Genomic DNA, 23,833 nt, shown 5'->3' on the forward strand with positions numbered 1-23,833 from the left:
ACGGTGAGCAGCGTCAATGACACACCAATAAATGCGATGCCCAGCGCCCAAAGCCTTGACCAAGACTCCAGCCTCACGTTCAGCAGCGGCAATGGCAACCTGATTTCGGTAGGCGACAGTGACTCTGGCGGCGGGATCGAGCAGGTTATCCTGACGGTGACGAATGGCACATTGACTCTATCCGGCACAACCGGGCTTAGCTTTTCCAGCGGCGACGGTACCGCCGACGCCACAATGACTTTCCTGGGTACACTCACCGATATCAACAACGCGCTCAATGGCATGGTGTTCAACCCCACCGCCGGTTACAACGGCTCGGCCAGCCTGCAGATTACAACTAGCGATCTTGGCCTGAGCGGTTCGGGCGGTGCGCAAACCGACAGCGACGCCATTGTAATCACCGTCAATAGCATCAACCCGGTAGTCACCTCGGTGCAGGCCACCAATCCAGACGGCTCCTACAAGGTCGGCGATAGCATCGCCATCACCATCACCTTCGATCAGACAGTGACGGTCGATACCTCCGGTGGCGTCCCTACCCTGCTCTTGGAGACGGGCACAATTGACCACCAGGCCAGCTACGTTTCGGGCTCCGGAAGCGACACCCTGACCTTCAGCTACACCGTACAGGCCGGCGATGTCAGTGGCGATCTGGACTACCAATCCACAGGTGCCTTGGTTCTTAACGGCGCGACCATTCGCAATACCAGCAGCACCGCTGCCATTCTGACTTTGCCTGCCACCGGAGGTGTCGACTCCATCGCAGGCCAGCACGATCTTGTCATCGACGGCATCGCCCCCGGCGTAAGCTCGGTGGAAGTCCCCGCCAACGGCACCTATGTGGCAGGTCAGAACCTGGACTTCACCGTCAATTACGATGACGCAGTGATGGTCGATACCAGCGGCGGTACGCCACGCCTGGCCATCACCCTGGATACCGGTGGCACCGTGTTCGCCCGCTATGTCTCCGGCTCCGGCGGCAACGCCTTGGTGTTCCGCCTGACCGTTGCCAGCGGCCAGCTCGACAGCGACGGCATCAGGGTCGGCGGAAACATAGACTTGAATGGCGCCTCTCTGCACGACGCCGTGGGCAACGCAGCCGATACGACCCTGAACAGCATCGGCAATACCAACAGCGTGCGGATAGACGCCGTCGCCCCCGTCGCCGTAAGCCTCGTCCGCGCAAGCACCTCGCCAACCGCAGCCAGTACGGTGCAGTTCACCCTGTCCTTCAGCGAAGCAGTGAACGGCGTGGATATTGGCGACTTCTCCCTGCTCAGCACGGGGAACGTTGTCGGCACTCTGGATTCAGTGGCGCAGCTCGATAGCCATACCTATCAGGTGATCGTCACGGGCGTCGCCGGCAGCGGCTCGCTGGGGCTCGCCCTGAACGCCCCGGGCAGCGGCATCGCTGATGCGGCCGGCAACCACCTGAGTACCGGACTGATTGGCGAGTCCTATGACACAGCAGCCGACAGTGGTGACCCCGAGTTCCGAGCGACTCCGGCGGTGGTAAATCTCGGCACACCGAGTACGCCCGTACAGTTGTCGATGCCAGCGCTACCGCCGCCACCGTTCAGTTCGCCCTTGCTACCGATGCCGTTATTCGAGCAACCCACACTGGGCAGCGGCATCCCGACCCTGGGCACTATCTTCATCAATCACGGCGCCCTGGCGCCCAGCTTCATAGCCCAGGTCTTCGCCAGCAGCGATCCAAGCGGCGGCGATGGCAGCAGCGCCGGCTTCCTCGGTTTTGGCGGGGGCAACGCAGGCATCTTTGGCAGCAGCACCCTGTCAAATATTTTCGGCGCTGCCGCTATGCCAGAATTCACTCCGCTGGAGGTTTTCGACGGCCAGCAATGGCGTGGCGCGGGGGATGCCAACCAGGGGCTGCGTGGCGTATTTGGCACACCCACACTAGGCCAACAATTACATGACATTCACGAAGCAGAGCAGCGCAACATACACAAACTGGCCTGGGCACTAGGCCAGTTTGAGCCGACTAAGCCACAAGCATGATCAGGAATAAGTACAACAAATTCAGCCGCGACAAGGGGGCGGCCCAGGGATGAACAAGAGCCAGAAGTTATTCAGCACCAGCCTACTCGCGCTGGTCATCAGTGGCTGCGCCGTTACCAGCCAGCCGATTGATCGCAGCTTCAGCGAGCAGCGCGCCAAAAGCGATCTGCTAAGCATGTTCAAGGATCAGGAACCACTCAACGGCCCATTGAGCATGCATGAAGCCATGGCTCGGGCCGTGAAATACAACCTTGAGGCCCGCCTCAAGGTCATGGAGGAGGCGCTGGCGCAGCGCCAGGTCGATCTGGCCAGTTTCGATATGTTACCGCGCATGGCTTTGCAGGGCGGTTATGCCGGGCGCAGCAATATCAGTGCATCGAGTAGCCAGAGCATCGAGACTGGCACTCAATCGCTGGAGCCCTCCACCTCGCAGGATCGCGACCGCGGCGTAGCAGATTTGACCATGGTGTGGAACGTGCTGGATTTCGGCGTCAGCTATGTCGGTGCCAAGCAGCAGTCCGACCAGCGTCTGATCGTCCAGGAACGGCGGCGCAAAGTCGTCAACACCATTATTCAGGACGTGCGTTCGGCTTATTGGCGGGCGGTGGCGGCTGAACGCCTACTCACCCAGATCGACCGTCTGATGGTTCGCGTCGATGAGGCCCGCAGCAACAGCCAGCGCCTGAGCGAGCAGCGCATCGGTGACCCGATCCAAGCCATGAGTTATCAACGAGCCCTGATCGAGGCCACACGTCAACTGGAGGATCAACGCCGGGCACTTTCATTGGCCAAGACAGAACTGGCCACCCTGATCAATCTGCCCATGGGCGCCGACTTCCGCCTGCTCGCCCCAGATGGCTATGAGGTACCAGTGCTCAAGGTCGAGCTCACGCGCATGGAAGAGGAGGCCCTGGCCAACAGACCAGAGCTTCGCGAACAGGACTACCAGACCCGCATCAGCGCGGCGGAAACTCGCAAGGCCATGCTGCGCCTGCTGCCAGGCTTAGAGTTCTCGGCTGGCGGCCACTACGACAGTAACTCGTTCCTGGTCAACCAGAGCTGGGCGGACTACGGTGTCAAAATCACCTGGAACCTGTTCAATGTACTCTCCGGCCCTGCCGCTATAAATGCCGCCAAGGCGGGTGAAGCGGTGGCCGCTGCGCGGCGTCAGGCAATGTCCATGGCAGTACTGGCGCAAATTCATGTGGCCAATGCCAACTTCCATGAAGCACAGCGACAGTTCCAGACCAGCCAGCAATTGGCCCAACTCGACAGTCAGATTGCCGAGCAATTGCGCAATCGCTACAAGGCTCAGGCCATAGGTGAACTCGACCTGATCCAGGGCGAACTGAATGCCCTGCAAGCCGACCTGCGTCGTGATCTTGCTTATGCGCAACTGCGCAACAGCTACGGCCAATTGTTTGCCAGTGCGGGGCTTGACCCCCTCCCCGCCGAACTCCCCTCGACCCAACTAAGCGCCATAGCCCAAGCACTAACCGACAGCGAAGCGCGCTGGCAGAAAGGAGATTTGCATGCCCTGGCCTTGTAGCCGGGCAACCTGCCCGACTGCAAGGCCGCTGCGGACGCTCAAAGCACCTCGCGTCCAATCGCCTGCGCAAGTGTCTCGACGGTGATTCGCGCCAAGTTCTGCAGCGTAGACACTTCGCTGATGACCCGGCTACGCGTGTCGCAGGATAGTTCACAATGGTGGCAGAATAATGCCACACTGCTGCTGAGCAAGCTGACGCCATTGCAGAAATCGATATGGACGCGACCGTTATATGAGTAGCGACAGCCGAGAGACAAGCGATGATTCCCTCAGTGACGAACAGCGCCTGACGGCGCTGGAAAACAATCGCCGGCGCGACCGCATCCTCCTCGGCCTACTGGCGGGACTGCTCACCGTCATGCTCGCCAGCTGGCTGACCTGGGGATTGATGAGCCTATTCGCCGAGGAGCAGGACACACTCGACAACAGCCAGGTAGAAACCTTACGGATACAGCAGTCGTCCCTGGAAAAACAGGTCGCCGGGCTCAAGCTGGAGTTAGCGAACCTTGGGGCCAAGTTCAGCAGCACGCCGGCGCTACCTGCTCCAAACAGCGATAATCGCGCCTCACTAGAACATCTGGCAAGGTTGCTGCAAGCTCAGGAACTGGGCTTCCAGCAAAGCCTCGCCGCTCTGAAAAACGGCATGCGTGACCTGGCTGGCATGATTGCCGGTTCGCGCAGTTGGCTAGACGACTACAACGAAGCGCTGGACAAGGAACTGGCTGCGAGCCAGGCGCGCCTGAGCAAACTGCAGCAGTGGGCAAGCGGCAAACAGCCAGAACCTGCCGTCTCGTCGCCCTGAATCAAGTCCTCGCGCAAGCGGCAGCCCCCCTCTAGCAGGCCGTTGAAAAATGTAGGCGAGGCTAGGCAATAGCGGGCACACGCTCAAGAGTTCGTGAAATATCGAGCACCGTCGCGAGGCTGTCTCCAGGCGTTCGTCGCGCAACGCTGCAGCGGGCGCTTGGAGCCGGCCGCAGCAGGCCAGCGTTTTTCACGGCCTCTCAATGTTGCAAATGCCCATACAGCTTGGCGTAGAGGCCACCATCGGCAATCAACTGCTGATGCCCGCCCTCTTCGGCGACGCTGCCGCCATCGAATACCAGCACCCGATCCGCCTGTTTCACCGCCGAGAGGCGATGGGCGATGATCAGGGTGGTGCGGCCGTTGAGAAACTGGCCCAGGGCCTGATGCAAGGCGTACTCGGTGGCGGCGTCGAGGGCCGAGGTGGCCTCGTCGAGAATCACCACTTTCGGCTCGGCCAGCACCATGCGCGCAATGGCCAGGCGCTGGCGCTGGCCGCCGGACAGGCGCACCCCGGAGCGTCCGACGATGCTGTCCAGACCGTTGGCCAGTGCGCTTATGGTGCCCGCCAATTGGGCGATTTCCAGGGCGCGCCAGCAGGCCTCGTCGCTGCGTTCGCGGCCCATGCACAGATTGGCGCGCACCGTGTCGTTGAACAGCGCGGGATGCTGCAACACCACCGCGACCTGCTCGCGCACGGTTTCCAGGCCGATCTCCTGCTGGCTGCAGCCGCCAAAGCGAATAATCCCCGCCTGGGGGCTATAGAGACCGAGCAATAGCTGCACCAAGGTGCTCTTGCCGCCGCCGCTGGCGCCAACGATGGCCACCTTTTCACCCGGCGCAATGCTCAGGTTGAGGTTTTCCAGCACCGGTTCGTCGTTGTAGGAAAACGTCAGCCCACGCACCTCGATACCGACGGTGTCACGCCCCCTGAACGGATCGACACCGCCCGGGTACTGCGGCTCGTCGCGACGCGCGAGCAACTCGTTGATCCGTGCCAGCGCTCCACCGGCGGCGTAGAAGGCATATTGCAGGTTGAGCAACTGCTCGACCGGGCCGATCATGAACCACAGGTAGCTGAACACCGCGAGCATCTGGCCGATCGACAGGTCGGAGAACAGCACGGTGAGCATGGCGGCGGCGCGAAACACGTCGATACCGAACTGGAACAGCAAGCCACTGGCGCGATTCGAGGCATCGGTTCGCCACTGCGAAGCCACCGCGTAGTCACGCACCTCCCGGGCCCGCCCACCGAGACGACCGAGGAAATAACCCTGGCGATTGCCGGCACGGATTTCCTGGATCGCGTCGAGGGTTTCGGTGAGCGCCTGGGTAAAGCGCGAGGTGCTGTCGTTCTCCAGCCGTTTCAGGTACTTGACCTTCTTGCCCAGTAGCACGGTGGCGTAGATCACCAGCGGATTGAATAACAGGATCAACAACGCCAATTGCCAGTGCATCCACAGCAAAATGGCCGAAGTGCCGGTCAGGGTCAGCACGGCAACCAGGAAGCGGCTGAGGGTTTCGCCGACGAATTTGTCCAGGGTCTCCAGATCGGTGACCAGGTGCGTGGTCACCGTGCCGCCACCCAGGCTTTCGTATTCACTGAGGGAAATACGCTTGAGCCGCTCGATCAGGCGAATGCGAACGCGGTAGACGATGTCTTTCGACAGGCGGGCAAACAGACGTGCCTGCGCTACGTTGAAGATCAACGCCGAACTGCGCAGCAACAAGGTCAGCACCAGCATCAGGCCGATATAGCCGGCCGCGGTTTCCCAGCCGGCCGGGAGGAAGCGATCCATCACCCTGAGCGCGGCATCGCCATCGTGGAGCAATACTTCGTCGACCAACAACGGCAGGAGCAGGGGAATAGGCACGCTGCACAGGGTGGCGAACAACGCCACCAGATTGGCCAGCACCAGGGCTTTCTTGTGATGCAGGGCCAGGCGCCGGATTTCCGCCCAACTCAACCGATCAGGCATGGGCTGCGCGCTCCAGCCAGCGACCGAGCAAGGGCGCCAGAACCTCGAGCGGCTGATAGCCATTGGTCAATAAAGCCAATTGACCGTTGCGCTCGGCCAGCAAGGTGGGAAAGCCGGAGATCCCCAGATCCTGCACCCAGCTGAAATCGGCACTGGTGGCTTCGCGCTGCTCGGTACTGTCGAATGCGGCGGCGAACTCGATCCGCGGAATCCCGGCACGCTCGGCCAGGGCGACCAATTCGCTGGCCCGGGTGACATCCACCCCCTTGGTGTAGAAGGCTTGTTGGATCAACTGAGCCAGTGGCCAGACGCTCTGCGCATCGAGGCTGCGCGCGGTAACCAGCGCCCGGCAGGCCGGCTCAGTGTCGTAGACCAGGCCCTCGGGCAAACCGTCGACAAAATTGAATAGCTGGCCAGTACTGGCATTGACCGCTTGCCAGTAGCCCAGATAACGCACCCGTGCCGCCGCGTCGATGGCCACCCCATCACGCCGCAGGCCGCCGACCACCAGTTGCAACGGTACGCCGGCCGCAGCCGCCTGCTCGGCGAGGGACTCGAGCACCGGGGCAAAACCCCAGCACCAGGAACACATCGGATCCATCACATAGAGCAAACGCGCCTGCATGGTCTAGCCCTCGTTGGCTTGGCGTGGGTTGTAACCCAAAGGATGGGGCTGCTTACGCGCCCTGGCCAGTTCGATCTGCTTTTGCCGCTCGCGGGCGCCGGCGCGGGCTTTCTCGGGCAGCGAATCCCGGCAATGCGGACAGCTGACCCCGGGCGTGTAGTCCTCGGACTGGCGATCTGCCACGGAAACCGGCGTGCGACAGGCATGGCACTGGTCATAATCGCCCTTGGTCAGGTCATGCCGTACGGTGACCCGGTTGTCGAAGACGAAGCAGTCGCCCCGCCATTTGGTCTGTTCCTCGGGCACTTGCTCCAGATACTTGAGGATCCCACCCTTGAGATGGAACACCTGCTCGAAACCGGCACCGAGCATGTAACTGGACGCCTTCTCGCAGCGAATACCGCCGGTGCAGAACATCGCCACCTTCTTGTGCTTGGCCGGGTCGAAGTGCGCCTTGATGTACTCGGGAAACTCGCGAAACGATTTGGTCTTGGGATCGACCGCGCCCTCGAAAGTACCGATCGCCACCTCATAGTCGTTGCGCGTGTCGATCAGCAGCACCTCGGGATCGCTGATCAGCGCGTTCCAGTCCTGGGGCTCGACATAGGTGCCGACCTGCTGGTTGGGATCGACGTCCGGCACGCCCAGGGTGACGATCTCCTTCTTCAGTTTGACCTTGCTACGGTAGAACGGCTGTTCGTCGCAGTACGACTCTTTATGGTCGATATCCGCCAGGCGCGGATCCAGTGCAAACCAGGCGAGCAGACCATCGATACCGGCGCGCGAAGCGGAAACGGTGCCATTGATGCCTTCTTCGGCGAGCAGCAGGGTGCCCTTGATGTCGTTAGCCAACATGCTTTGCAGCAGGGGCTCACGCAATGCCTGGTAATCCGCCAGGGAGACGAATTTGTACAGCGCGGCCACAACTATTTTGTCACTCATCGAACATCTTCCATCAGTAGTCGCCCACGTAAAGGGCGGACTGGTTATACAAACGAACGCGCCGGCGTTAGCCGGCGCGTTGGGTAGTTTACTTTTCTTGGCTCCCGCCGTGTAGGGGCGCTGACGGGCAGCGTTGCCGCCGGGATCAGGCGTCGCGCTTGCTCCCCCCCTTGCAGGTTGGCGAATCCGGCGCGGCTCCTTGCTGCGCCCACTCCTCGGGGGTATAGGTATGCAAGGCCAGGGCATGCACCTGGCTCGTCAGTTCACCCAGGCTGGCGTAAACCTTCTGGTGACGCTTCACTGCATTCAAGCCGGCAAATGCGGGGCTGGCGATCACCACCTTGTAGTGGGTTTCCAGTCCCCTGCTGTGCATGTGACTCTCGTCCAGCACTTCGAGATGCAGGGGATCAAGTGCAGCCAAGGCAGCCTGCAGCTGAGCTAGTTTCGACATATTCAAACTCCATTCACGGCTTTTTCGACTCCAGCTCGGCGGACATTTCCGCCAGCAGCTTATTCACTTTCGGCACCGCTGCGCCCAGTTTACCCTGGGTCAGTTGCGCCGACTTCTCGGTCAACATCGGCATTTTTTGCAATACCTTCTGACCCAATGGCGACTGGTAGAAGCTAACCAATTCCTGCAATTCCTGCTCATTGAAATTGCTGGTGTAGAGCTTGACCATGTCCGGCTTGAGCTTGTCCCAGGCCACCGCCCGATCCAGTTCGGCATTGGCCTTGGCCTGGTAGGTTTCCAAAATAGCCTGCTTGCTCTCGGCTGTGCCGCTCTCGGCAAAACGCTGGGCGAACATCTGTTGCACCTGGGCATAGACCGGCACGGCCAACTTGTCAGCCCGTGCCAGCTGCAAAAAGCGCTCCGCATCGGCAGCATGGCTGGCGGCATCGGCCAACACCTGGGCGCTGCCACACGTCAACAGAACAACAGCGCAAAAGCTAGATAAACGAGACATCGGATGCTCCTGATAAATGGGACGAGTGCGGTATGACCCATGGCCCGCCATTTTGTGCCTCGGCTCGCCCAACACTCAAGCACGCCCTGCCATCCCCCACGCGGAACCGCCTTGCGCACTGGTTTAGTGCTTGCGGACAGCGCAGAATGCCAGCACTTGCCCAACCCTGGAGGTACGGGCATGCTCGACTGCAACTCTCGGCTCTTCGATGGCGGCGCTCTCATTGCGCCGCATGCAGCATGCCACTCATATGGACGTGACTGATGAACAGCTTCACCCGCCCCCAGCCCTCTTGCGCGATAGCGCTGTGCGACTCTCGCGGCCACCTCAACCCGCTGGCCATCGGCTGGTCGCCCCGCCCCCAGGTCGACTGCGCGCTACCCGCTCACCTCGGGCGGCGCAAACGCTGGAATCACTGGTGCATCATTACCCCGCACTGGATGCTCACGCTGACCCAGGCCGATCTCGACTACGTGGGCTACGGCGCCGCCTATTTTCTCGACCTGAGCAGCGGTCAGGCGGTCGCGCATAGCCAGCTGCGTCTGCTGGCGCGCGGTTGCGGGCTACCGGATCGGCCCGAACAGAGCCATGCGTTCTGCCACCCGCGCCTGCAACTGCGCGTCATCGAACAGTCGGGGCGCCTGCGTCTGACGATCGCCGCGCCAGACATCGGCGGGCAACCACTGCAGGTTGACCTGGATATCCAGCGACCCGCCCACCTCGACTCGGTCAATCTGGTCGCCCCGCTCGGCCCGCGGCACTTTCATGCCACCTGTCGGCAAATGGGCCTACCGGCCAGCGGCAGCGTTCAGCTCGGTAAGCGCACTTACCGCTGCGTAGCCGGACACAGCTTCGCCGCCATGGACTTTGGCCGAGGCGTCTGGCCGCTGCACAGTCACTGGACCCGCGCCGCCTTTGCCGCGCCAGGCGGTATTGCCGGCAATTTCGGCGCTGGCTGGACCGATCACAGCCAGCTATCGGAAAACGCCCTGTGGTTCGGCGGCGAACTGCAGCACCTGGAGAACCCGGTGCTGATCCAGCAGAGCTCGCACAGCCCGCTCGCCCCGTGGCGCCTGACCAGCGTCGACGAGGGTGTCGACCTGACCTTCAGCCCGCAGCAGTTGCATCAAGCCTGCCCACGCTTCGGCCCCATCTACGCCGATACCCGCCAGTGGCTTGGTCATTTTAACGGCATACTGCGAGGCCCTAACGGGGCATGTGTACCGGTACAGCGAGCGCTGGGCTGGCTGGGTGCGACCCATGCGCGCTGGTAAACCTGCCGAACTCAGCGGTTGTGAAGAAATCGAAGGCCGTCGCGAGCCCCCCCGCCGGCGAGCGCAACGCCGTTGCAGCCGCTGGTTGACGAGCTTTTTCACAGCCTCTCAGGGCTGCCAGCCGCGCACAGGCACGCCCGACAGTCTGTTAGGGAACCTGCGAGCGGTTGCAACAGCCTAAACTTGCTGAACCGCCTTCCGGAGAATTCCATGAGCCGCACCGAAACCGACAGCCTAGGCTCCATCGAGGTGCCCGAAACGGCCTACTGGGGCGCGCAGACCCAGCGCTCGCTGATCAATTTCGCCATCGGCGAGGAGCGCATGCCGTTGGCCGTGCTGCATGCCCTGGCCCTGATCAAGAAAGCCGCGGCGCGAGTCAATAACCGCATCGGCAATCTAGCGCCGGACATCGCCCGTCTGATCGAGCAAACCGCCGACGAGGTGCTGGCCGGCCAGCACGACGAACAATTTCCGCTGGTGGTCTGGCAAACCGGCAGCGGCACCCAGAGCAACATGAACGTCAACGAAGTGATCGCCGGCCGCGCCAACGAACTGGCCGGCGGCGCACGCGGCGGCAAGACCCCGGTGCACCCGAACGACCACGTCAACCGCGCGCAAAGCTCCAACGACAGCTTCCCCACCGCCATGCATATCGCTGCCGCCGGCGCCGTGCTGCATGACTTGCTGCCGGCACTGGCCGAACTGTCCAGCGGCCTGGCCGAGCAATCCGCCCGCCACAACAAGCTGGTGAAGACCGGACGCACCCACATGATGGATGCCACACCGATCACCTTCGGCCAGGAGCTGTCGGCCTTCGTCGCCCAACTCGACTACGCCGAGCGGGCGATCCGGGCAACCTTGCCGGCGGTTTGCGAACTGGCTCAAGGCGGTACTGCCGTCGGCACCGGGCTCAACTCACCCCTGGGCTTTGCCGACGCTATCGCCGCCGAACTCGCGGCCTTAAGCGGCCTGCCCTTGGTCAGCGCGCCCAACAAGTTCGCCGCCCTGGCCGGCCACGAAGCCCTGACCAGTCTTTCCGGCGCACTGAAAACCCTCGCCGTGGCCCTGATGAAAATCGCCAATGATTTGCGCCTGCTCGGCTCCGGCCCGCGCGCCGGGTTTGCCGAGGTCAAGCTGCCCGCCAATGAACCTGGCAGTTCGATCATGCCGGGCAAGGTCAACCCGACCCAATGCGAGGCGCTGTCGATGCTGGCGTGCCAGGTGCTGGGCAACGATGTCACCATCGGTTTTGCCGCCAGCCAGGGGCACCTGCAGTTGAACGTGTTCAAACCGGTAATCATCCACAACCTGCTGCAATCGATACATTTGCTCGCCGATGGCTGTCGCAATTTCCAGCAACACTGCATCGCCGGTCTGCAGCCGAATGCGCCGCAGATGGCGAACCACCTGGAGCGCGGTCTGATGCTGGTGACCGCATTGAACCCGCATATCGGCTACGACAAGGCCGCGGAAATCGCCAAAAAGGCATATCAGGATGGCAGCACGTTGCGTGAGGCGGCGCTGCAGCTTGGCTACCTGAGCAATGAACAGTTCGACGCCTGGGTGCGCCCCGAAAATATGCTGGAGGCCGGTCAACATGAGTGATGAAGTTAAAAGCGGCGCCACCCCACTGGAGGGCGACGGCAAGCGCATCCTGATGATCCTCGGCACGCCGAAAAGCGCCAGCCTGTGCCACGCCTTGGGCGAAGCCTATGCCCAGGGCGCGCGCAGCAAAGGCCATGTGGTGCGCCAACTGAAACTGGGGGAAATGAGCTACGACCCGGTACTGCGCGACGGCTATGAGCAGAGCCAGACTCTGGAACCGGACTTGCTCGAAGCACAACGGCAGATTCATTGGGCCGAGCACCTGGTGTTCGTCTATCCGGTCTGGTGGGGCGGCATACCGGCGCTGCTCAAGGGCTTTTTCGACCGCACCTTTCTACCCGGTTTCGCCTTCAAATATCGCAACCGTTCACAGCTGTGGGACAAGCTGCTCAGTGGCCGCACCGCCGACCTGTTGGTGACCATGGACACACCGCCCTGGTACTTTCGCTGGATCTATGGCGCACCGGCGCATCGGCAGATGACCCGCACCATCCTCGGTTTCAGCGGCATCAAAACCCGTCGCCTGAGCGAGTTCGCCCCGGTACGCCCCTCTTCCGAGGAACAACGGCAGAACTGGCTACGCCGTGCCGAAACACTCGGCAGTCGCGCCTGAGGATACGGCGTTAAACACAGGCTCGGCTGCCTCGCCTACGTTTTTCAACGGCCTGCTAGGCGCACGCAGAACTATGCGCCATGCCGCAAGACCCGCCCCGCCGCGACCCACCAAGGCGGTGTCCCGGCCGAGGCTGTGCTGGGTTACGCTCGATACCGGTAGCGCATTCAGACTACTCGCATGCGCCGCTAAACCAGCCTACAGTTGCGCCGCGATACGCAACCGGCGGGCACGCAGGCTGGCCATCAAGGACGGGGCGAGGGCCGTCAGTGCCGAGCCCAGCACCACCAGTGCCGCGCCGCCGTAGGCAAGCCCATTGATCTGCTCGGGCAGCACATGATCCGGCCACCAGCTCGCCGCCAGCGCTACCGAGCCAAAGGTTACCAAGGGCGTGACCGCCAGGGTCGCACTGACCCGTGAGGCCTCCCAGTGCGCCAGCGCCTCGGCGAACGCACCATAGGCCACCAAGGTGTTCAGGCAACAGGCAAACAGCAGCCACCCCTGCAGCGAGCTCAACTCCAAGACCTGCAGTGGCTGCGCCCAGGGGGTCAACAACAGGGCACAGGCCAGGTAGATCACCATCATCACTTGCAACGAATTCCACACCGTCAGCAACTGCTTCTGCGCCAAGCCATAAAACGCCCAGACGAAGGCCGCCAGCAGCACGATCAAGATTCCGGCGGTGTAATCGGTCAACGAAGTCAGTAACTCGCCCAAACGCTGATTGAAAAACAACGCAAAACCGAGCAACAGCACGGCCAGGCCAGTGCCCTGGCCGAGACTGAAACATTCGCGGAAGATGAACAGGCTACTGATCAGCAGCAAGATGGGCGCGACCTGGATCACCAGTTGCGTGGTGCCGGGGCTGAGCAGGTTCAGGCCGATCAGATAGAGCACATAATTGGCACTTAACCCGGCAATCGCCAAGGCGAGCAGCCAGGCGCCCTTGCGGCCCAGCGGACGAAAACGCGGCAAGCCCTGAGAGGCGGCCAAATACGCCAGCAGAATCGACCCGGATACCAGCAGTCGATACCAGGTGACCGTAACCGGATCCATCACCTGCAGCACTTCTTTGAGCTTGATCGGCAACACCCCCCAGAGCAATGCAGTGAGCAACGCCAGGAACATGCCGTAGAGCCAACGGCCGGAAGAGATGTGCATGACTGCCTCGAATGCAAGTTGACGTCGAATCCGCTAGTTTATGCCGCCACCCGCTACCGGCACAGTTACAGTTAAGCCGGGTTGTGCACGGCAACTGTGCCGCTCAAAAGCCACGCATCGCCACAATATTGACGACGACAGGTATAAGCCATCGACGATCCATGCCGCATAAGTCAAAAAACCGACCACTGGTCGTCAAACCAAACGACTTCATCTGCGCGGATTAAACTCAAATCATTCGGCTCAGTGCATGAGGTTCTCGCCATGTTCGGTCAACGCACCATTGATCCCAGCCCCGGCACGCATTACCGCAGCGAGCGGGTCAGCGCGGTCAACGGGCAATATTTTTTCTCCACCCGCGAAGGCACCCTTGAGGGCCCCTACTTCACTCGCGTCGACGCAGAGCGGGAGATCGGCCTCTATGTCAATCGCATGCTAATCGCCAATGGGCTGTATGCGCGAACCGAGAGTTAGCGCAGCAATAGCCGGACAAGAAAAAACCCGCGCGGCTGTTCCCTGCCGCGCGGGTTTTTCTTTGTGACTCAGCGCCTTACTCGGCCAGGCGCCAGGTGGTGCCGCCCTTGCCGTCTTCCAGTACCACGCCCATGGCACTGAGTTGGTCGCGGATGCGGTCGGACTCGCCCCAGTTCTTCTCGGTGCGGGCTTGCAGGCGTGCGGCGATCAGGGTTTCAACCTCGGCGGCATCGACCTTGCCTGTGGCGCCGGCCTGGAGGAAAGCTTCCGGTTGCAGTTGCAGCACGCCGAGCACCCCGGCCAACTCCTTCAAGCGTGCACCCAGACCTGCAGCGGCTTGTGCGTCGGTTTCGCGCAGGCGATTGATTTCACGGGCCAGCTCGAACAGCACGGCGCAAGCTTCCGGCGAGTTGAAGTCGTCGTCCATGGCCGCGCCGAAGCGTTCGGCAAAGACGGCCCCGCCGGCCGCCGGTACGTCCGGCAGCCCCTTGAGCGCATTGTAGAAACGCTCCAGCGCGCCTTTGGCTTCCTTAAGGCTGTCTTCCGAGTAGTTGATCGGGCTGCGGTAGTGGCTGGACACCAGCAGATAACGCACCACTTCGGGGTGGTATTTTTCCAGCACCTCGCGGATGGTGAAAAAGTTGCCCAGGGACTTGGACATCTTCTCGCCGTCTACCCGTACCGCACCGGCGTGCATCCAGGCGTTGGCGTAGAGCTTGCCGGTGGCCGCTTCACTCTGGGCGATTTCGTTCTCGTGGTGCGGGAACACCAGATCCGGGCCGCCGCCGTGGATGTCGAAGGTTTCGCCCAGGCAGCAGGTGGACATCACCGAGCACTCGATATGCCAGCCTGGCCGCCCTGCGCCCCAGGGCGATGGCCAGCTCGGCTCACCGGGTTTGACGCCCTTCCACAGCACGAAATCCAGCGGATCCTGCTTGGCCTCGTCGACTTCGATGCGTGCGCCGATCTTCAAATCCTCGATCTTCTTGCGCGACAGTTTGCCGTAGCCGACGAACTTGCCGACGCGGTAATACACGTCGCCATTGCCCGGTGCATAGGCGAAGCCCTTGTCGATCAGGGTCTGGATCATCTGGTGCATGCCGGCAATATGCTCGGTGGCACGCGGTTCCTGATCCGGGCGCAGCACGCTCAGGCGCGTCTCGTCTTCGTGCATGGCGGCGATCATGCGCTCGACCAGAGCCGCGAAGGGTTCGCCGTTATCGTTGGCACGCTTGATGATCTTGTCGTCGATGTCGGTGATATTGCGCACATAAGTCACCTCATAGCCGCGCTGCCGCAGCCAGCGGGTGACCACGTCGAACGCCACCATCACCCGCGCATGACCGATATGGCAGAAGTCGTAAACCGTCATACCGCACACGTACAGACGCACCTGGTTGTCCAGCAGCGGCTTGAACACGTCTTTGCTTTTGGTCAGCGTGTTGTAGATCGAGAGCATCGGGATTCCTTGGAAAACCACGGGCCAGCGCAGTGGCCCGGTTTAGTACGACAAATCCAACGCCCTGGGCATCAGGCCCAGGAGTCGCGCAGGGTCACGGTACGGTTGAACACCGGCGCACCCGGTTTGCTGTCCTTGCTGTCGGCGCAGAAGTAACCTTCGCGCTCGAACTGGAAGCGCTCTTCCGGTGCCGCCTGAGCCAGCGACGGTTCGGCGCGACAGCCGGTGAGCACCACCAGCGACTCGGGGTTGATGTTGTCGAGGAAGCTGCTGCCCTCCTCGGCTTTTTCCGGATTGGCGGAACGGAACAGCCGATCGTACAGGCGCACTTCGCACTCGACGCTCTCGGCAGCCGGCACCCAGTGGATCACGCCTTTGACCTTACGCCCTTCGGGGTTCTTGCCCAGGGTGTTTTCATCGTAGCTGCAGCGCAGTTCGACGACATTGCCCTCGGCATCCTTGATCGCCTCATCGGCGCGGATCACGTAACTGCCCCGCAGACGGGCTTCGCCGCCAGGAATCAGGCGCTTGAAGCCGGCCGGCGGCACTTCCTCGAAGTCGCCGGCGTCGATGTAGATCTCGCGGGCAAACGGCAGCTGACGCACGCCCATGTCCAACTTGGGGTGACGCGCCAGCTCGAGGTGCTCGACCTGGCCTTCCGGGTAATTGGTGATCACCACCTTCAGCGGTCGCAACACGCACATGGCGCGCGAAGCGGAGGCATCGAGGTCTTCGCGAATGGCGAATTCGAGCATGCCGATGTCCACCAGACCGCCGGCGCGGTTGACCCCGATCATGTCGCAGAAGGTGCGGATCGAACCCGGGGTGTAGCCGCGACGACGATAGCCGCTGAGGGTCGACATGCGCGGATCGTCCCAACCCTGCACATGGCCTTCGTCGACCAACTGCTTGAGCCGACGCTTGCTGGTGATGGTGTAGTTCAGATTGAGCCGGGCGAACTCGTACTGGCGCGGCTTGGCCGGCACCGGCAGGTTGTCGAGGAACCATTCATACAGCGGGCGGTGATCTTCGAACTCCAGGGTGCAGATCGAGTGGGTGATGCCTTCGATGGCGTCCGATTGGCCATGAGTGAAGTCATAGCTGGGGTAGATGCACCATTGGTCGCCGGTCTGGTGGTGATGGGCGTGCCGGATGCGGTAGAGGATCGGGTCGCGCAGGTTCATGTTCGGCGAAGCCATGTCGATCTTGGCGCGCAGGGCACGGGCGCCATCGGGGAACTCGCCGGCCTTCATGCGCGCGAACAGGTCGAGGTTCTCGGCGACCGGGCGCTCGCGATAGGGGCTGTTCTTGCCCGCTTCGGTCAGGTTGCCGCGGTACTGGCGCGCTTCATCCGGCGACAGGTCGCAGACATAGGCCTTACCGGCCTTGATCAGTTCGACGGCCCAGCCATGCAACTGATCGAAGTAATTGGACGCGTAACGCTCCTCGCCCGCCCACTGGAAGCCCAGCCACTGCACGTCGCTCTTGATCGCGTCGATGTATTCCTGGTCTTCCTTGGCCGGGTTGGTATCGTCGAAGCGCAGGTTACACTCGCCGCCAAACTCCTTGGCCAGACCGAAGTTCAGGCAGATCGACTTGGCATGGCCGATATGCAGGTAGCCGTTGGGCTCCGGCGGAAAACGGGTGATGATCTTCGCGTGCTTACCGCTGTCCAGGTCGGCCTGGACGATGGGACGCAGAAAGTTCGTAGCGGCGGCAGTCTCTGGCTTACTCATGGGGTCCTTGATCATGCTGGTGCGCGGCGCGGGGTAGGCCGGCTAAAACAAAGCGCTTATCATAGCCGAAGCGGTCAATCCCCTGACAGACCTTCGACTTTCTCGACAGAGCGATTATTTCAATGATCAAGCTGCACACCAACCACGGCGTCATCACCCTCAACCTGTTCGAAGACAAAGCCCCGGAAACCGTGGCCAACTTCAAGGCATACGTGAAAGACGGTCATTACGACAACACCATCTTCCACCGCGTGATCAGCAATTTCATGATCCAGGGCGGCGGTTTCGAGCCGGGCATGAAGCAGAAAGCCACCCGCGCGACCATCAAGAACGAAGCCAACAATGGCCTGGCCAACAAGATCGGCACCGTGGCCATGGCCCGCACCATGGAGCCGCATTCGGCTTCCGCGCAGTTCTTCATCAACGTCGCCGACAACAGCTTCCTCAACCACAGCGCACCGACCGTGCAGGGCTGGGGCTATGCGGTATTCGGTGAAGTGGTCGAAGGCATGGACGTGGTCGAGAAGATCAAGGGCGTTGCCACCACCATGAAATCCGGCCACCAGGACGTGCCGGTCGATGACGTCATCATCGAGAAGGCCGAGATCGTCGAGTGATCCTGCTGATCTCCGACCTGCATCTTGAACAGGAGCGCCCGGACATCAGCCGGGCGTTTCTGCATTTTCTGGAGAGCCGTGCAAGCGCCGCCGAGGCGCTGTATATCCTCGGCGACTTCTTCGAGGTGTGGATCGGCGACGACGCCATCAGCCCCTTCCAGCGCAGCATTGCCCAAGCCCTGCGCCAGTTGAGCGACAGTGGCACGCGCATCTACCTGATGCACGGCAATCGCGACTTCATGCTTGGCCAGACCTTTTGCCGCGAAGCCGGCTGCACCCTGCTGCGCGACCCCAGCCTGGTCGAACTCGGCGGCGAGAGAGTCCTGCTGATGCACGGCGACAGCCTGTGCACCCAGGATCAGGCTTACATGCGCCTGCGCCGCTGGTTGCGCAACCCGCTGTCGCTGTTGATCTTGCGCAACCTGCCGCTGGCCACCCGCCGCAAGCTGGCGCGCAAACTGCGCAATGAAAGCCGCGCGCAGACCCGCAGGAAAGCCAGCGATATCGTCGATGTCACCCCGACAGAAGTGCCACGCATCATGGCCGCCCATGGCGTACGCACGCTGATTCACGGGCACACCCACCGCCCCGCGGTACACCAGTTGGAGGTGGCCGGCCAGCCCGCTCGACGGATTGTACTGGGTGACTGGGACAGCCAGGGCTGGGTCTTGCAGGTCGACGGGCAGGGTTTTCAGCAGGCCGCATTCGCCCTGACCGAGCGATAAGGCCTGCTGCCCCCTGGCAGCTTGTCAGCGGTGCGCAGGGCGCACCCGCCTGATTCGCATACGCGCGAGCAAATGCGCGAGCAACGGCTTAGCCGCCGCTGGCATTCATAAATCGCAGCACTTTGACTTCGCCATCGGCGCTGAATTCGTGGCGCCAGGGTTTGCCCTGCAAGGCTGTTTGCACGGCGTCGATGATCGGCTGGTTGTCCAGCGGGTAGCGGCGCACCAGGGCGCGCAGGTCGATGGAGTTTTCATGGCCCAGGCACAAGAGCAGGCGCCCTTCGACGGTCAGACGCACGCGGTTGCAGGTGCCGCAGAAATTGTGCGAATTGGGTGAGATAAAGCCGATACGGGTGTCGGCGTGATCCTTCAGGCGGATATAGCGCGCCGGGCCGCCGCTGTGTTCGGCGCTGTCGAGGATGGCGTGCCGGCTGGTAATCAGCGTGCGCACCTCATCGCTGGAACAGTACGACTCTCCGCGCGAACGACCGACATCGCCCAGGGGCATTTCCTCGATGAAACTGATGTCGAGCTGCTTGGCAATGGCATAGTCGACCAGGTCGAGCACTTCGTCGAAGTTGCGCCCTTTCATGATTACCGCGTTGAGCTTGATTCGCTCGAAGCCGGCATCGCGCGCCGCCTCGATGCCGTCCAGCACCTGGCGCAGGCTGCCGGTACGGGTGATGCCGCGAAACTTGCCAGAATCCAGGCTATCGAGGCTGATGTTCAGGCGTTTGACCCCGGCCTCGGCCAGCGGCCTGGCCAACTTGCCCAGCTGCGAGCCATTGCTGGTCATCACCAGTTCACGCAGGCCGGGCAAGGCGGCGATGCGCTGGCAAAGATCGACGATGCCGCTGCGCACCAGGGGTTCGCCGCCGGTCAGGCGAATTTTCTTCACCCCCAGGCCGACGAACAACGCCGCCAATCGGTACAGTTCCTCAAGTCCGAGCACCTGCTGGCGCGGCAGGAAGGTCATGTCTTCGGCCATGCAGTAAACACAGCGGAAATCACACCTGTCGGTGACCGACATGCGCAGATAATCGATAGTGCGACCGAAGCCATCCTGCAATTGTGTGTCCATCGTGCTCCCGTGAAGCGTACAGCTTGAGGCGTGCAACTGTGTCTATTGCAACAGCGGCGAATCGGCACCTTGTAACTGAATGCCGACGATATTCGCCGCGCCAATCAGGGTTTGCAGGTACTGAGCCACGGCCTTCTGCCAGACGCCCTGTTGCAATAGCGCGCGGATAGAATCGGCGACCACTTCGTAGGGCAATTCCTTACCCTCAATGCGCTGATCGACGCTGACCACATGCCAGCCGTAGCGGCTCTCAATCGGTTGATTAGCCAACCCGGCAGGCAGTTTGAACAGTTGCCGTTCGAACTCGGGCACGGTCTGGCCTTTGCTCAGTTGCCCCAAAGCTCCAGCCTGCGTCTTGGACGGACAGGCCGAGTGGGCCAGGGCCAAGTCGGCAAAGCGTCCTCCATCCACCTGCAACAGCGCCAGCAATTGCTCGGCCTTTTCGCGAACCAGGCTGCGGCCCTCGATATCGTCCGGAGCGCACTCGAGCAGGATATGCCGCGCCGCCAGCAAGGGGGCAGTGACGTAGCGCGCCTGATTGCTCTGGTAATAACGCTGACAGCTTTCCTCGTCGCACTCCGGCAGTGCCACTTCCAGCGCGATCAGCTGGCGAGTAGCCGCCTCCTCCACGCTTTCGCCGGCTTCGGCCTGCACCGACAAACCCAGTTCGACGATGCGCTGTTGCAATAACTCGCGAATCACCAACGCCTGAGCAGCTAGAAATACCGCTTCTTCGCGGCTGCTCGCCGGGTGGTACTGCAGCTCCTGGGCCATGGCGTCAGGGGCGACAAGCACGCCGTTGACCGTGATCCGCGGCCACTCCTGCTCGCTGCTGGCGATCAGCGTGGGGGCTGATTCGGTTTCCTCGGCGGGCGCCTCCGACTCATCGGCCGTCGAGTGCGATTCGGGCGTTACTTCTTGCACCCCTGGGGCATCGACCGGCATATCGACTGGCGGCTTTTGTCCGCCGCAACCGCCCTGCCCTGCATTTCCACCACCACATCCACATCCCATGACAATTTCCTCGTTATCGCTTAAATCATTCACTTAAACGCCTGGCATGGGGTGGGCCGCAGCCCACCCCATGTCATTGGCGTGCTAGCGACTCTTGGCCTTGGCGGCGCCCATGGCATAGCCAGGCTGCTGCGCTTGCCCAGGTGTTTCGCGAGCAGGTTGCGCAAGCGGACGAACCTGCGGCCGTTGCACGACCGGACGCACGCCCTTCTGCCGGACGATCTGGTAGCGACGTCCCAGGTACCATACCGGCGCACTGACGATGTGCACCAGACGGGTGAAGGGGAACAGCACGAACAGGGTCATCCCGAGGAACACGTGCAGCTTGTACACCACGCTCACCGGTTCGATGCTGGCGGCCGCGGCCACTGGTTGCAGGGTGACGATGTATTGTGCCCAGTCGGCCAGCAGCACCATCACCGAGCCGTCCATGTGGCCGGCCGAGACGAAGATGCTCAACAGACCGAGCAGCAACTGCGTCAGCAGCACGAACAGCAGGACGATGTCCGAGGTGGTGGAACTGGCTCGCACCCGCGCATCGGACATGCGCCGCTTGATCAGCATCAGCAGACCGATCAGGCAGAGCACGCCGAAGAAGCCGCCGGAGACCATGGCCAGCAATTGCTTGTTCTCGGTACTGATAAACACGTGGTAGAGCGCCGAAGGCATCAACAGGCCGACGAAGTGACCGGCCAGGACGAACAGCACGCCGACGTGGAACAGGTTGCTGGCGATACGCATGTAGCGCTGCTCGGCCGCGGTACGGTTGAAGATCTGGCTGGAGCCAGCCTTCCAGCTGTACTGCGACAGGTCGAAACGCGCCCAGCTGCCGATGATGCAGATAGCCAGGGCGATGTAGGGATAAACCCCGAACGCCATCAGATTGAAGTTAGACATTGCGCACCTCCTGAGTCAGCTCGGTGGCCAACCCATCCTGTTTGAAATCAACCCAATGCAACGGCACCGCCGACTCTTCACGGGCCTTGCCCGGCAAGGTCGCCTGGCTCGGGCAACGATCCTGCTGCTCGGCCTGGAGGAAGTCTACGGCCTCCTCCTCCCAGACCTTGTCGAGAGCTTCGAGCGAGTCGTCGCGTACCTCGGCGGCAACCTGCTCGCGCATCTCGGCCATAGCCGCCTGCGGCTCGACCCCTGCGAGCTGCAAAAGAGCACGGAAGCAGCTGGCATAGGCACTTTCGCGCTCGTCCAGACGAGTCGCCAACAACGCCAGCAGATGACTGACATCTGCCAGGCCCTCGCGGGCCTCCAGATCATCGCGGGTGGAGAGGAACTCCAGGTACAGCGGAATATAGTCCGGCAGCTCCTTGACGCCGATGGCGAAACCGGCCTCTTCGTACTGCGCCATCATGTCGACCATGGCCTGGCCACGATCACGCGACTCGCCATGCACGTGTTCGAACAGCAGCAGCGACAGCGAACGGCCACGGCCGAACAGGGCACCGTAGTGCTCCTGGCCGTCCATCAGGTCGTTGTCGCAGATCAGTTTGAGCAGCTCGTGCAGCGCATTACGCTGCTCCGGGCTGATTTCACGGCTGCTGGCAATCGCCTGATCCAACTCGTCACGCCCAGCCACCAATTGCTCGGTGGGGTAGTCGAGCAGCAGGGAAATCACCTTGAGAATTTGCATGCTCAGTCCTCCCACAACTGTACGGTTTTGAGGATGTCGCGCTGGTTGGACTTCTTCGCCCCGAACATGTTGGTGTCGGAGGAGCCACTGCAACCGCTGCCGAAGCTGAAGCCACAGCCGGAACGCTCGCCGAAGGTATCGCTCATGGCGTCCTCACGGTGGGCGCTTGGCACCACGAAGCGGTCTTCGTAGTTGGCGATCGCCAGGTAGCGGTACATGTCTTCGACTTGCGCCACGCTCAGGCCGACATCAGCCAGCACCTGCAGATCCTGCACGCCATCCACTTGCTCGGCACGCTTGTAGGCACGCATGGCCAACAGACGTTTGAGCGCCAACTTGACCGGGACAACGTCGCCGGCGGTGAGCAGGTTGGCCAGGTAGCGCAGCGGAATGCGCAGGCTGTCGACATCCGGGATCACCCCGTTCATGCCCACGGTACCGGCTTGCGCGGCGTTCTGGATCGGCGACAACGGCGGCACGTACCAGACCATCGGCAGGGTGCGGTATTCCGGGTGCAGCGGCAGCGCCAGCTTCCAGTCCACCGCCATCTTGTAGATCGGCGACTTCTGCGCCGCATCGATCACCGACATAGGCACGCCGTCGGCCAGTGCCTGGGCGATGACTTTCGGATCGAACGGGTCGAGGAACATGTCCAGTTGCTTCTGGTACAGATCCTGCTCGTTCGGCGTGCTCGCCACTTCATGGATGCGGTCGGCATCGTACAGCAGCACGCCGAGGTAGCGGATGCGGCCCACGCAGGTTTCCGAGCAGACGGTCGGCATGCCGGCCTCGATCCGCGGGTAGCAGAAGATGCACTTCTCGGATTTACCGCTCTTCCAGTTGAAGTAGATCTTCTTGTACGGGCAGCCGCTGATGCACATGCGCCAGCCGCGGCACTTTTCCTGGTCGATGAGGACGATGCCGTCTTCTTCGCGCTTGTAGATCGCGCCGCTCGGGCAGGATGCCGCACACGCCGGGTTCAGGCAGTGTTCGCACAGACGCGGCAGGTACATCATGAAAGTATTTTCATACTCGCCATAGATGTCGGCCTGGATCTGGTCGAAGTTCTTGTCCTTGCGGCGCTTGGCGAACTCGGTGCCGAGAATCTCTTCCCAGTTCGGGCCCCACTCGATCTTCTGCATGCGCTTGCCGCTGATCACCGAGCGCGGCCGAGCGGTCGGCTGGTGCTCGCCCAGGGGGGCGGTGTGCAGGTGCTGGTAGTCGAAATCGAACGGCTCGTAGTAGTCGTCGATGGTCGGCAGATCCGGGTTGGCGAAGATATTCGCCAGTACGCGGAACTTGCCGCCGATCTTCGGATTGATCGAGCCGTCTTTGTTGCGGACCCAACCGCCTTTCCACTTGTCCTGGTTTTCCCATTCCTTGGGGTAGCCGATCCCGGGCTTGGTTTCGACGTTGTTGAACCAGGCGTATTCCATGCCTTCGCGGCTGGTCCAGACGTTTTTGCAGGTGATCGAACAGGTGTGGCAACCGATGCACTTGTCCAGGTTCAACACCATGCCAACTTGTGAGCGAATCTTCATGGCATCAG

22 protein-coding genes are annotated in these 23,833 nt (G+C 61.8%); 9 read left to right on the forward strand and 13 right to left on the reverse strand.

Features of this window, described 5'->3' with window-relative positions; genetic code table 11:
• The 3 genes from P8H27_RS13790 to P8H27_RS13800 form a co-directional block, all read left to right on the forward strand.
• On the forward strand, positions 1–2,019 hold a 2,019-nt coding region (locus P8H27_RS13790; RefSeq protein WP_289638142.1), incomplete at its 5' end, for an Ig-like domain-containing protein.
• Positions 2,020–2,068: 49 nt separating this feature from the next.
• Entirely contained in the window at positions 2,069–3,568 is a 1,500-nt protein-coding gene (locus P8H27_RS13795; RefSeq protein WP_289638143.1) for a TolC family protein, read from the forward strand.
• 232 nt (positions 3,569–3,800) lie between these two features.
• Complete coding sequence (locus tag P8H27_RS13800) at positions 3,801–4,370, forward strand: hypothetical protein (protein ID WP_289638144.1); 570 nt, start codon at positions 3,801–3,803, stop codon at positions 4,368–4,370.
• 199 nt (positions 4,371–4,569) lie between these two features.
• On the opposite strand, the gene P8H27_RS13805 is transcribed toward P8H27_RS13800, so the two are convergent.
• The 5 genes from P8H27_RS13805 to P8H27_RS13825 all read right to left on the reverse strand — a co-directional run bounded on the left by P8H27_RS13805 (position 4,570) and on the right by P8H27_RS13825 (position 8,880).
• On the reverse strand, positions 4,570–6,348 hold the full coding sequence (locus P8H27_RS13805) for an ABC transporter ATP-binding protein (RefSeq protein WP_289638145.1): 1,779 nt from the start codon (positions 6,346–6,348) through the stop codon (positions 4,570–4,572).
• A complete protein-coding gene (locus P8H27_RS13810; protein WP_289638146.1) occupies positions 6,341–6,973 on the reverse strand; it encodes a DsbA family protein in 633 nt (210 codons plus the stop codon). Before P8H27_RS13810 ends, P8H27_RS13805 begins: the two co-directional genes overlap by 8 nt.
• Positions 6,974–6,976: 3 nt before the next feature.
• Entirely contained in the window at positions 6,977–7,915 is a 939-nt protein-coding gene (locus P8H27_RS13815) for a rhodanese-related sulfurtransferase (RefSeq protein WP_289638147.1), read from the reverse strand.
• 145 nt (positions 7,916–8,060) lie between these two features.
• A complete protein-coding gene (locus P8H27_RS13820) occupies positions 8,061–8,366 on the reverse strand; it encodes a BolA family transcriptional regulator (protein ID WP_289638148.1) in 306 nt (101 codons plus the stop codon).
• A 13-nt stretch (positions 8,367–8,379) separates the two neighbouring features.
• On the reverse strand, positions 8,380–8,880 hold the full coding sequence (locus tag P8H27_RS13825) for a DUF2059 domain-containing protein (protein ID WP_289638149.1): 501 nt from the start codon (positions 8,878–8,880) through the stop codon (positions 8,380–8,382).
• Positions 8,881–9,143: 263 nt separating this feature from the next.
• Between P8H27_RS13825 and P8H27_RS13830 the strand changes: the two genes are divergently transcribed.
• From P8H27_RS13830 to P8H27_RS13840, 3 genes are all read left to right on the forward strand, one after another.
• Complete coding sequence (locus P8H27_RS13830; RefSeq protein ID WP_289638150.1) at positions 9,144–10,154, forward strand: DUF2804 domain-containing protein; 1,011 nt, start codon at positions 9,144–9,146, stop codon at positions 10,152–10,154.
• 210 nt (positions 10,155–10,364) lie between these two features.
• Positions 10,365–11,759 (forward strand): class II fumarate hydratase, encoded by a 1,395-nt coding sequence (locus P8H27_RS13835; protein ID WP_289638151.1) that lies wholly within the window; start codon positions 10,365–10,367, stop codon positions 11,757–11,759.
• Complete coding sequence (locus tag P8H27_RS13840) at positions 11,752–12,372, forward strand: NAD(P)H-dependent oxidoreductase (protein ID WP_289638152.1); 621 nt, start codon at positions 11,752–11,754, stop codon at positions 12,370–12,372. Before P8H27_RS13835 ends, P8H27_RS13840 begins: the two co-directional genes overlap by 8 nt.
• 198 nt (positions 12,373–12,570) lie before the next feature.
• Here the strand turns inward: P8H27_RS13840 and P8H27_RS13845 are convergent, their stop codons facing one another.
• Positions 12,571–13,533: a DMT family transporter gene (locus P8H27_RS13845; RefSeq protein ID WP_289638153.1), complete on the reverse strand. Its 963-nt coding sequence runs from the start codon at positions 13,531–13,533 to the stop codon at positions 12,571–12,573.
• Between the two features lie 264 nt (positions 13,534–13,797).
• Between P8H27_RS13845 and P8H27_RS13850 the strand changes: the two genes are divergently transcribed.
• Complete coding sequence (locus P8H27_RS13850) at positions 13,798–14,007, forward strand: DUF6316 family protein (RefSeq protein WP_289638154.1); 210 nt, start codon at positions 13,798–13,800, stop codon at positions 14,005–14,007.
• Between the two features lie 76 nt (positions 14,008–14,083).
• On the opposite strand, the gene cysS is transcribed toward P8H27_RS13850, so the two are convergent.
• Entirely contained in the window at positions 14,084–15,466 is a 1,383-nt protein-coding gene (gene cysS / locus P8H27_RS13855) for a cysteine--tRNA ligase (RefSeq protein ID WP_289638155.1), read from the reverse strand.
• Between the two features lie 71 nt (positions 15,467–15,537).
• Positions 15,538–17,202 (reverse strand): glutamine--tRNA ligase/YqeY domain fusion protein, encoded by a 1,665-nt coding sequence (locus P8H27_RS13860; protein ID WP_289638156.1) that lies wholly within the window; start codon positions 17,200–17,202, stop codon positions 15,538–15,540.
• A gap of 122 nt (positions 17,203–17,324) precedes the next feature.
• Here P8H27_RS13860 and P8H27_RS13865 point away from each other — a divergent pair, with 122 nt between their 5' ends.
• The gene (locus P8H27_RS13865; RefSeq protein ID WP_289638157.1) at positions 17,325–17,819 is read left to right on the forward strand and encodes a peptidylprolyl isomerase; all 495 of its coding nucleotides are present in this window, start codon (positions 17,325–17,327) and stop codon (positions 17,817–17,819) included.
• Complete coding sequence (gene lpxH, locus P8H27_RS13870; protein ID WP_289638158.1) at positions 17,816–18,544, forward strand: UDP-2,3-diacylglucosamine diphosphatase; 729 nt, start codon at positions 17,816–17,818, stop codon at positions 18,542–18,544. The genes P8H27_RS13865 and lpxH overlap by 4 nt, the downstream gene beginning before the upstream one ends.
• 88 nt (positions 18,545–18,632) lie before the next feature.
• On the opposite strand, the gene moaA is transcribed toward lpxH, so the two are convergent.
• The 5 genes from moaA to narH all read right to left on the reverse strand — a co-directional run bounded on the left by moaA (position 18,633) and on the right by narH (position 23,825).
• A complete protein-coding gene (gene moaA, locus P8H27_RS13875; protein WP_289638159.1) occupies positions 18,633–19,625 on the reverse strand; it encodes a GTP 3',8-cyclase MoaA in 993 nt (330 codons plus the stop codon).
• 42 nt (positions 19,626–19,667) lie between these two features.
• Positions 19,668–20,639 carry a peptidylprolyl isomerase gene (locus tag P8H27_RS13880; protein ID WP_289638160.1) on the reverse strand — a complete coding sequence of 324 codons (972 nt, stop codon included), beginning with the start codon at positions 20,637–20,639 and terminating at the stop codon, positions 19,668–19,670.
• Between the two features lie 84 nt (positions 20,640–20,723).
• Positions 20,724–21,536, reverse strand: coding sequence for a respiratory nitrate reductase subunit gamma (gene narI / locus P8H27_RS13885; RefSeq protein ID WP_289638161.1), 813 nt, complete (start codon positions 21,534–21,536; stop codon positions 20,724–20,726).
• Positions 21,529–22,284 carry a nitrate reductase molybdenum cofactor assembly chaperone gene (narJ, locus tag P8H27_RS13890; protein WP_289638162.1) on the reverse strand — a complete coding sequence of 252 codons (756 nt, stop codon included), beginning with the start codon at positions 22,282–22,284 and terminating at the stop codon, positions 21,529–21,531. The genes narI and narJ overlap by 8 nt, the downstream gene beginning before the upstream one ends.
• A gap of 2 nt (positions 22,285–22,286) precedes the next feature.
• Positions 22,287–23,825, reverse strand: a complete 1,539-nt coding sequence (gene narH / locus P8H27_RS13895; RefSeq protein ID WP_289638163.1) for a nitrate reductase subunit beta — start codon at positions 23,823–23,825, stop codon at positions 22,287–22,289.
• Positions 23,826–23,833 lie beyond the last annotated feature (8 nt).

Source organism: Pseudomonas sp. sp1636, from assembly GCF_030376615.1.
Taxonomy (GTDB): Bacteria; Pseudomonadota; Gammaproteobacteria; order Pseudomonadales; family Pseudomonadaceae; genus Aquipseudomonas.

Coding starts and splice junctions, on each gene's coding strand:
- P8H27_RS13820 (WP_289638148.1), bottom strand. CDS start 8,366: ATGTCGAAACTAGCTCAGCTGCAGGCTGCCTTGGCTGCACTTGATCCC.
- P8H27_RS13850 (WP_289638154.1), top strand. CDS start 13,798: ATGTTCGGTCAACGCACCATTGATCCCAGCCCCGGCACGCATTACCGC.
- narJ (WP_289638162.1), bottom strand. CDS start 22,284: ATGCAAATTCTCAAGGTGATTTCCCTGCTGCTCGACTACCCCACCGAG.
- P8H27_RS13805 (WP_289638145.1), bottom strand. CDS start 6,348: ATGCCTGATCGGTTGAGTTGGGCGGAAATCCGGCGCCTGGCCCTGCAT.
- P8H27_RS13840 (WP_289638152.1), top strand. CDS start 11,752: ATGAGTGATGAAGTTAAAAGCGGCGCCACCCCACTGGAGGGCGACGGC.
- P8H27_RS13865 (WP_289638157.1), top strand. CDS start 17,325: ATGATCAAGCTGCACACCAACCACGGCGTCATCACCCTCAACCTGTTC.
- P8H27_RS13830 (WP_289638150.1), top strand. CDS start 9,144: ATGAACAGCTTCACCCGCCCCCAGCCCTCTTGCGCGATAGCGCTGTGC.
- P8H27_RS13835 (WP_289638151.1), top strand. CDS start 10,365: ATGAGCCGCACCGAAACCGACAGCCTAGGCTCCATCGAGGTGCCCGAA.
- narI (WP_289638161.1), bottom strand. CDS start 21,536: ATGTCTAACTTCAATCTGATGGCGTTCGGGGTTTATCCCTACATCGCC.
- P8H27_RS13880 (WP_289638160.1), bottom strand. CDS start 20,639: ATGGGATGTGGATGTGGTGGTGGAAATGCAGGGCAGGGCGGTTGCGGC.
- P8H27_RS13810 (WP_289638146.1), bottom strand. CDS start 6,973: ATGCAGGCGCGTTTGCTCTATGTGATGGATCCGATGTGTTCCTGGTGC.
- narH (WP_289638163.1), bottom strand. CDS start 23,825: ATGAAGATTCGCTCACAAGTTGGCATGGTGTTGAACCTGGACAAGTGC.
- moaA (WP_289638159.1), bottom strand. CDS start 19,625: ATGGACACACAATTGCAGGATGGCTTCGGTCGCACTATCGATTATCTG.
- P8H27_RS13800 (WP_289638144.1), top strand. CDS start 3,801: ATGAGTAGCGACAGCCGAGAGACAAGCGATGATTCCCTCAGTGACGAA.
- P8H27_RS13815 (WP_289638147.1), bottom strand. CDS start 7,915: ATGAGTGACAAAATAGTTGTGGCCGCGCTGTACAAATTCGTCTCCCTG.
- P8H27_RS13845 (WP_289638153.1), bottom strand. CDS start 13,533: ATGCACATCTCTTCCGGCCGTTGGCTCTACGGCATGTTCCTGGCGTTG.
- P8H27_RS13795 (WP_289638143.1), top strand. CDS start 2,069: ATGAACAAGAGCCAGAAGTTATTCAGCACCAGCCTACTCGCGCTGGTC.
- P8H27_RS13825 (WP_289638149.1), bottom strand. CDS start 8,880: ATGTCTCGTTTATCTAGCTTTTGCGCTGTTGTTCTGTTGACGTGTGGC.
- cysS (WP_289638155.1), bottom strand. CDS start 15,466: ATGCTCTCGATCTACAACACGCTGACCAAAAGCAAAGACGTGTTCAAG.
- P8H27_RS13860 (WP_289638156.1), bottom strand. CDS start 17,202: ATGAGTAAGCCAGAGACTGCCGCCGCTACGAACTTTCTGCGTCCCATC.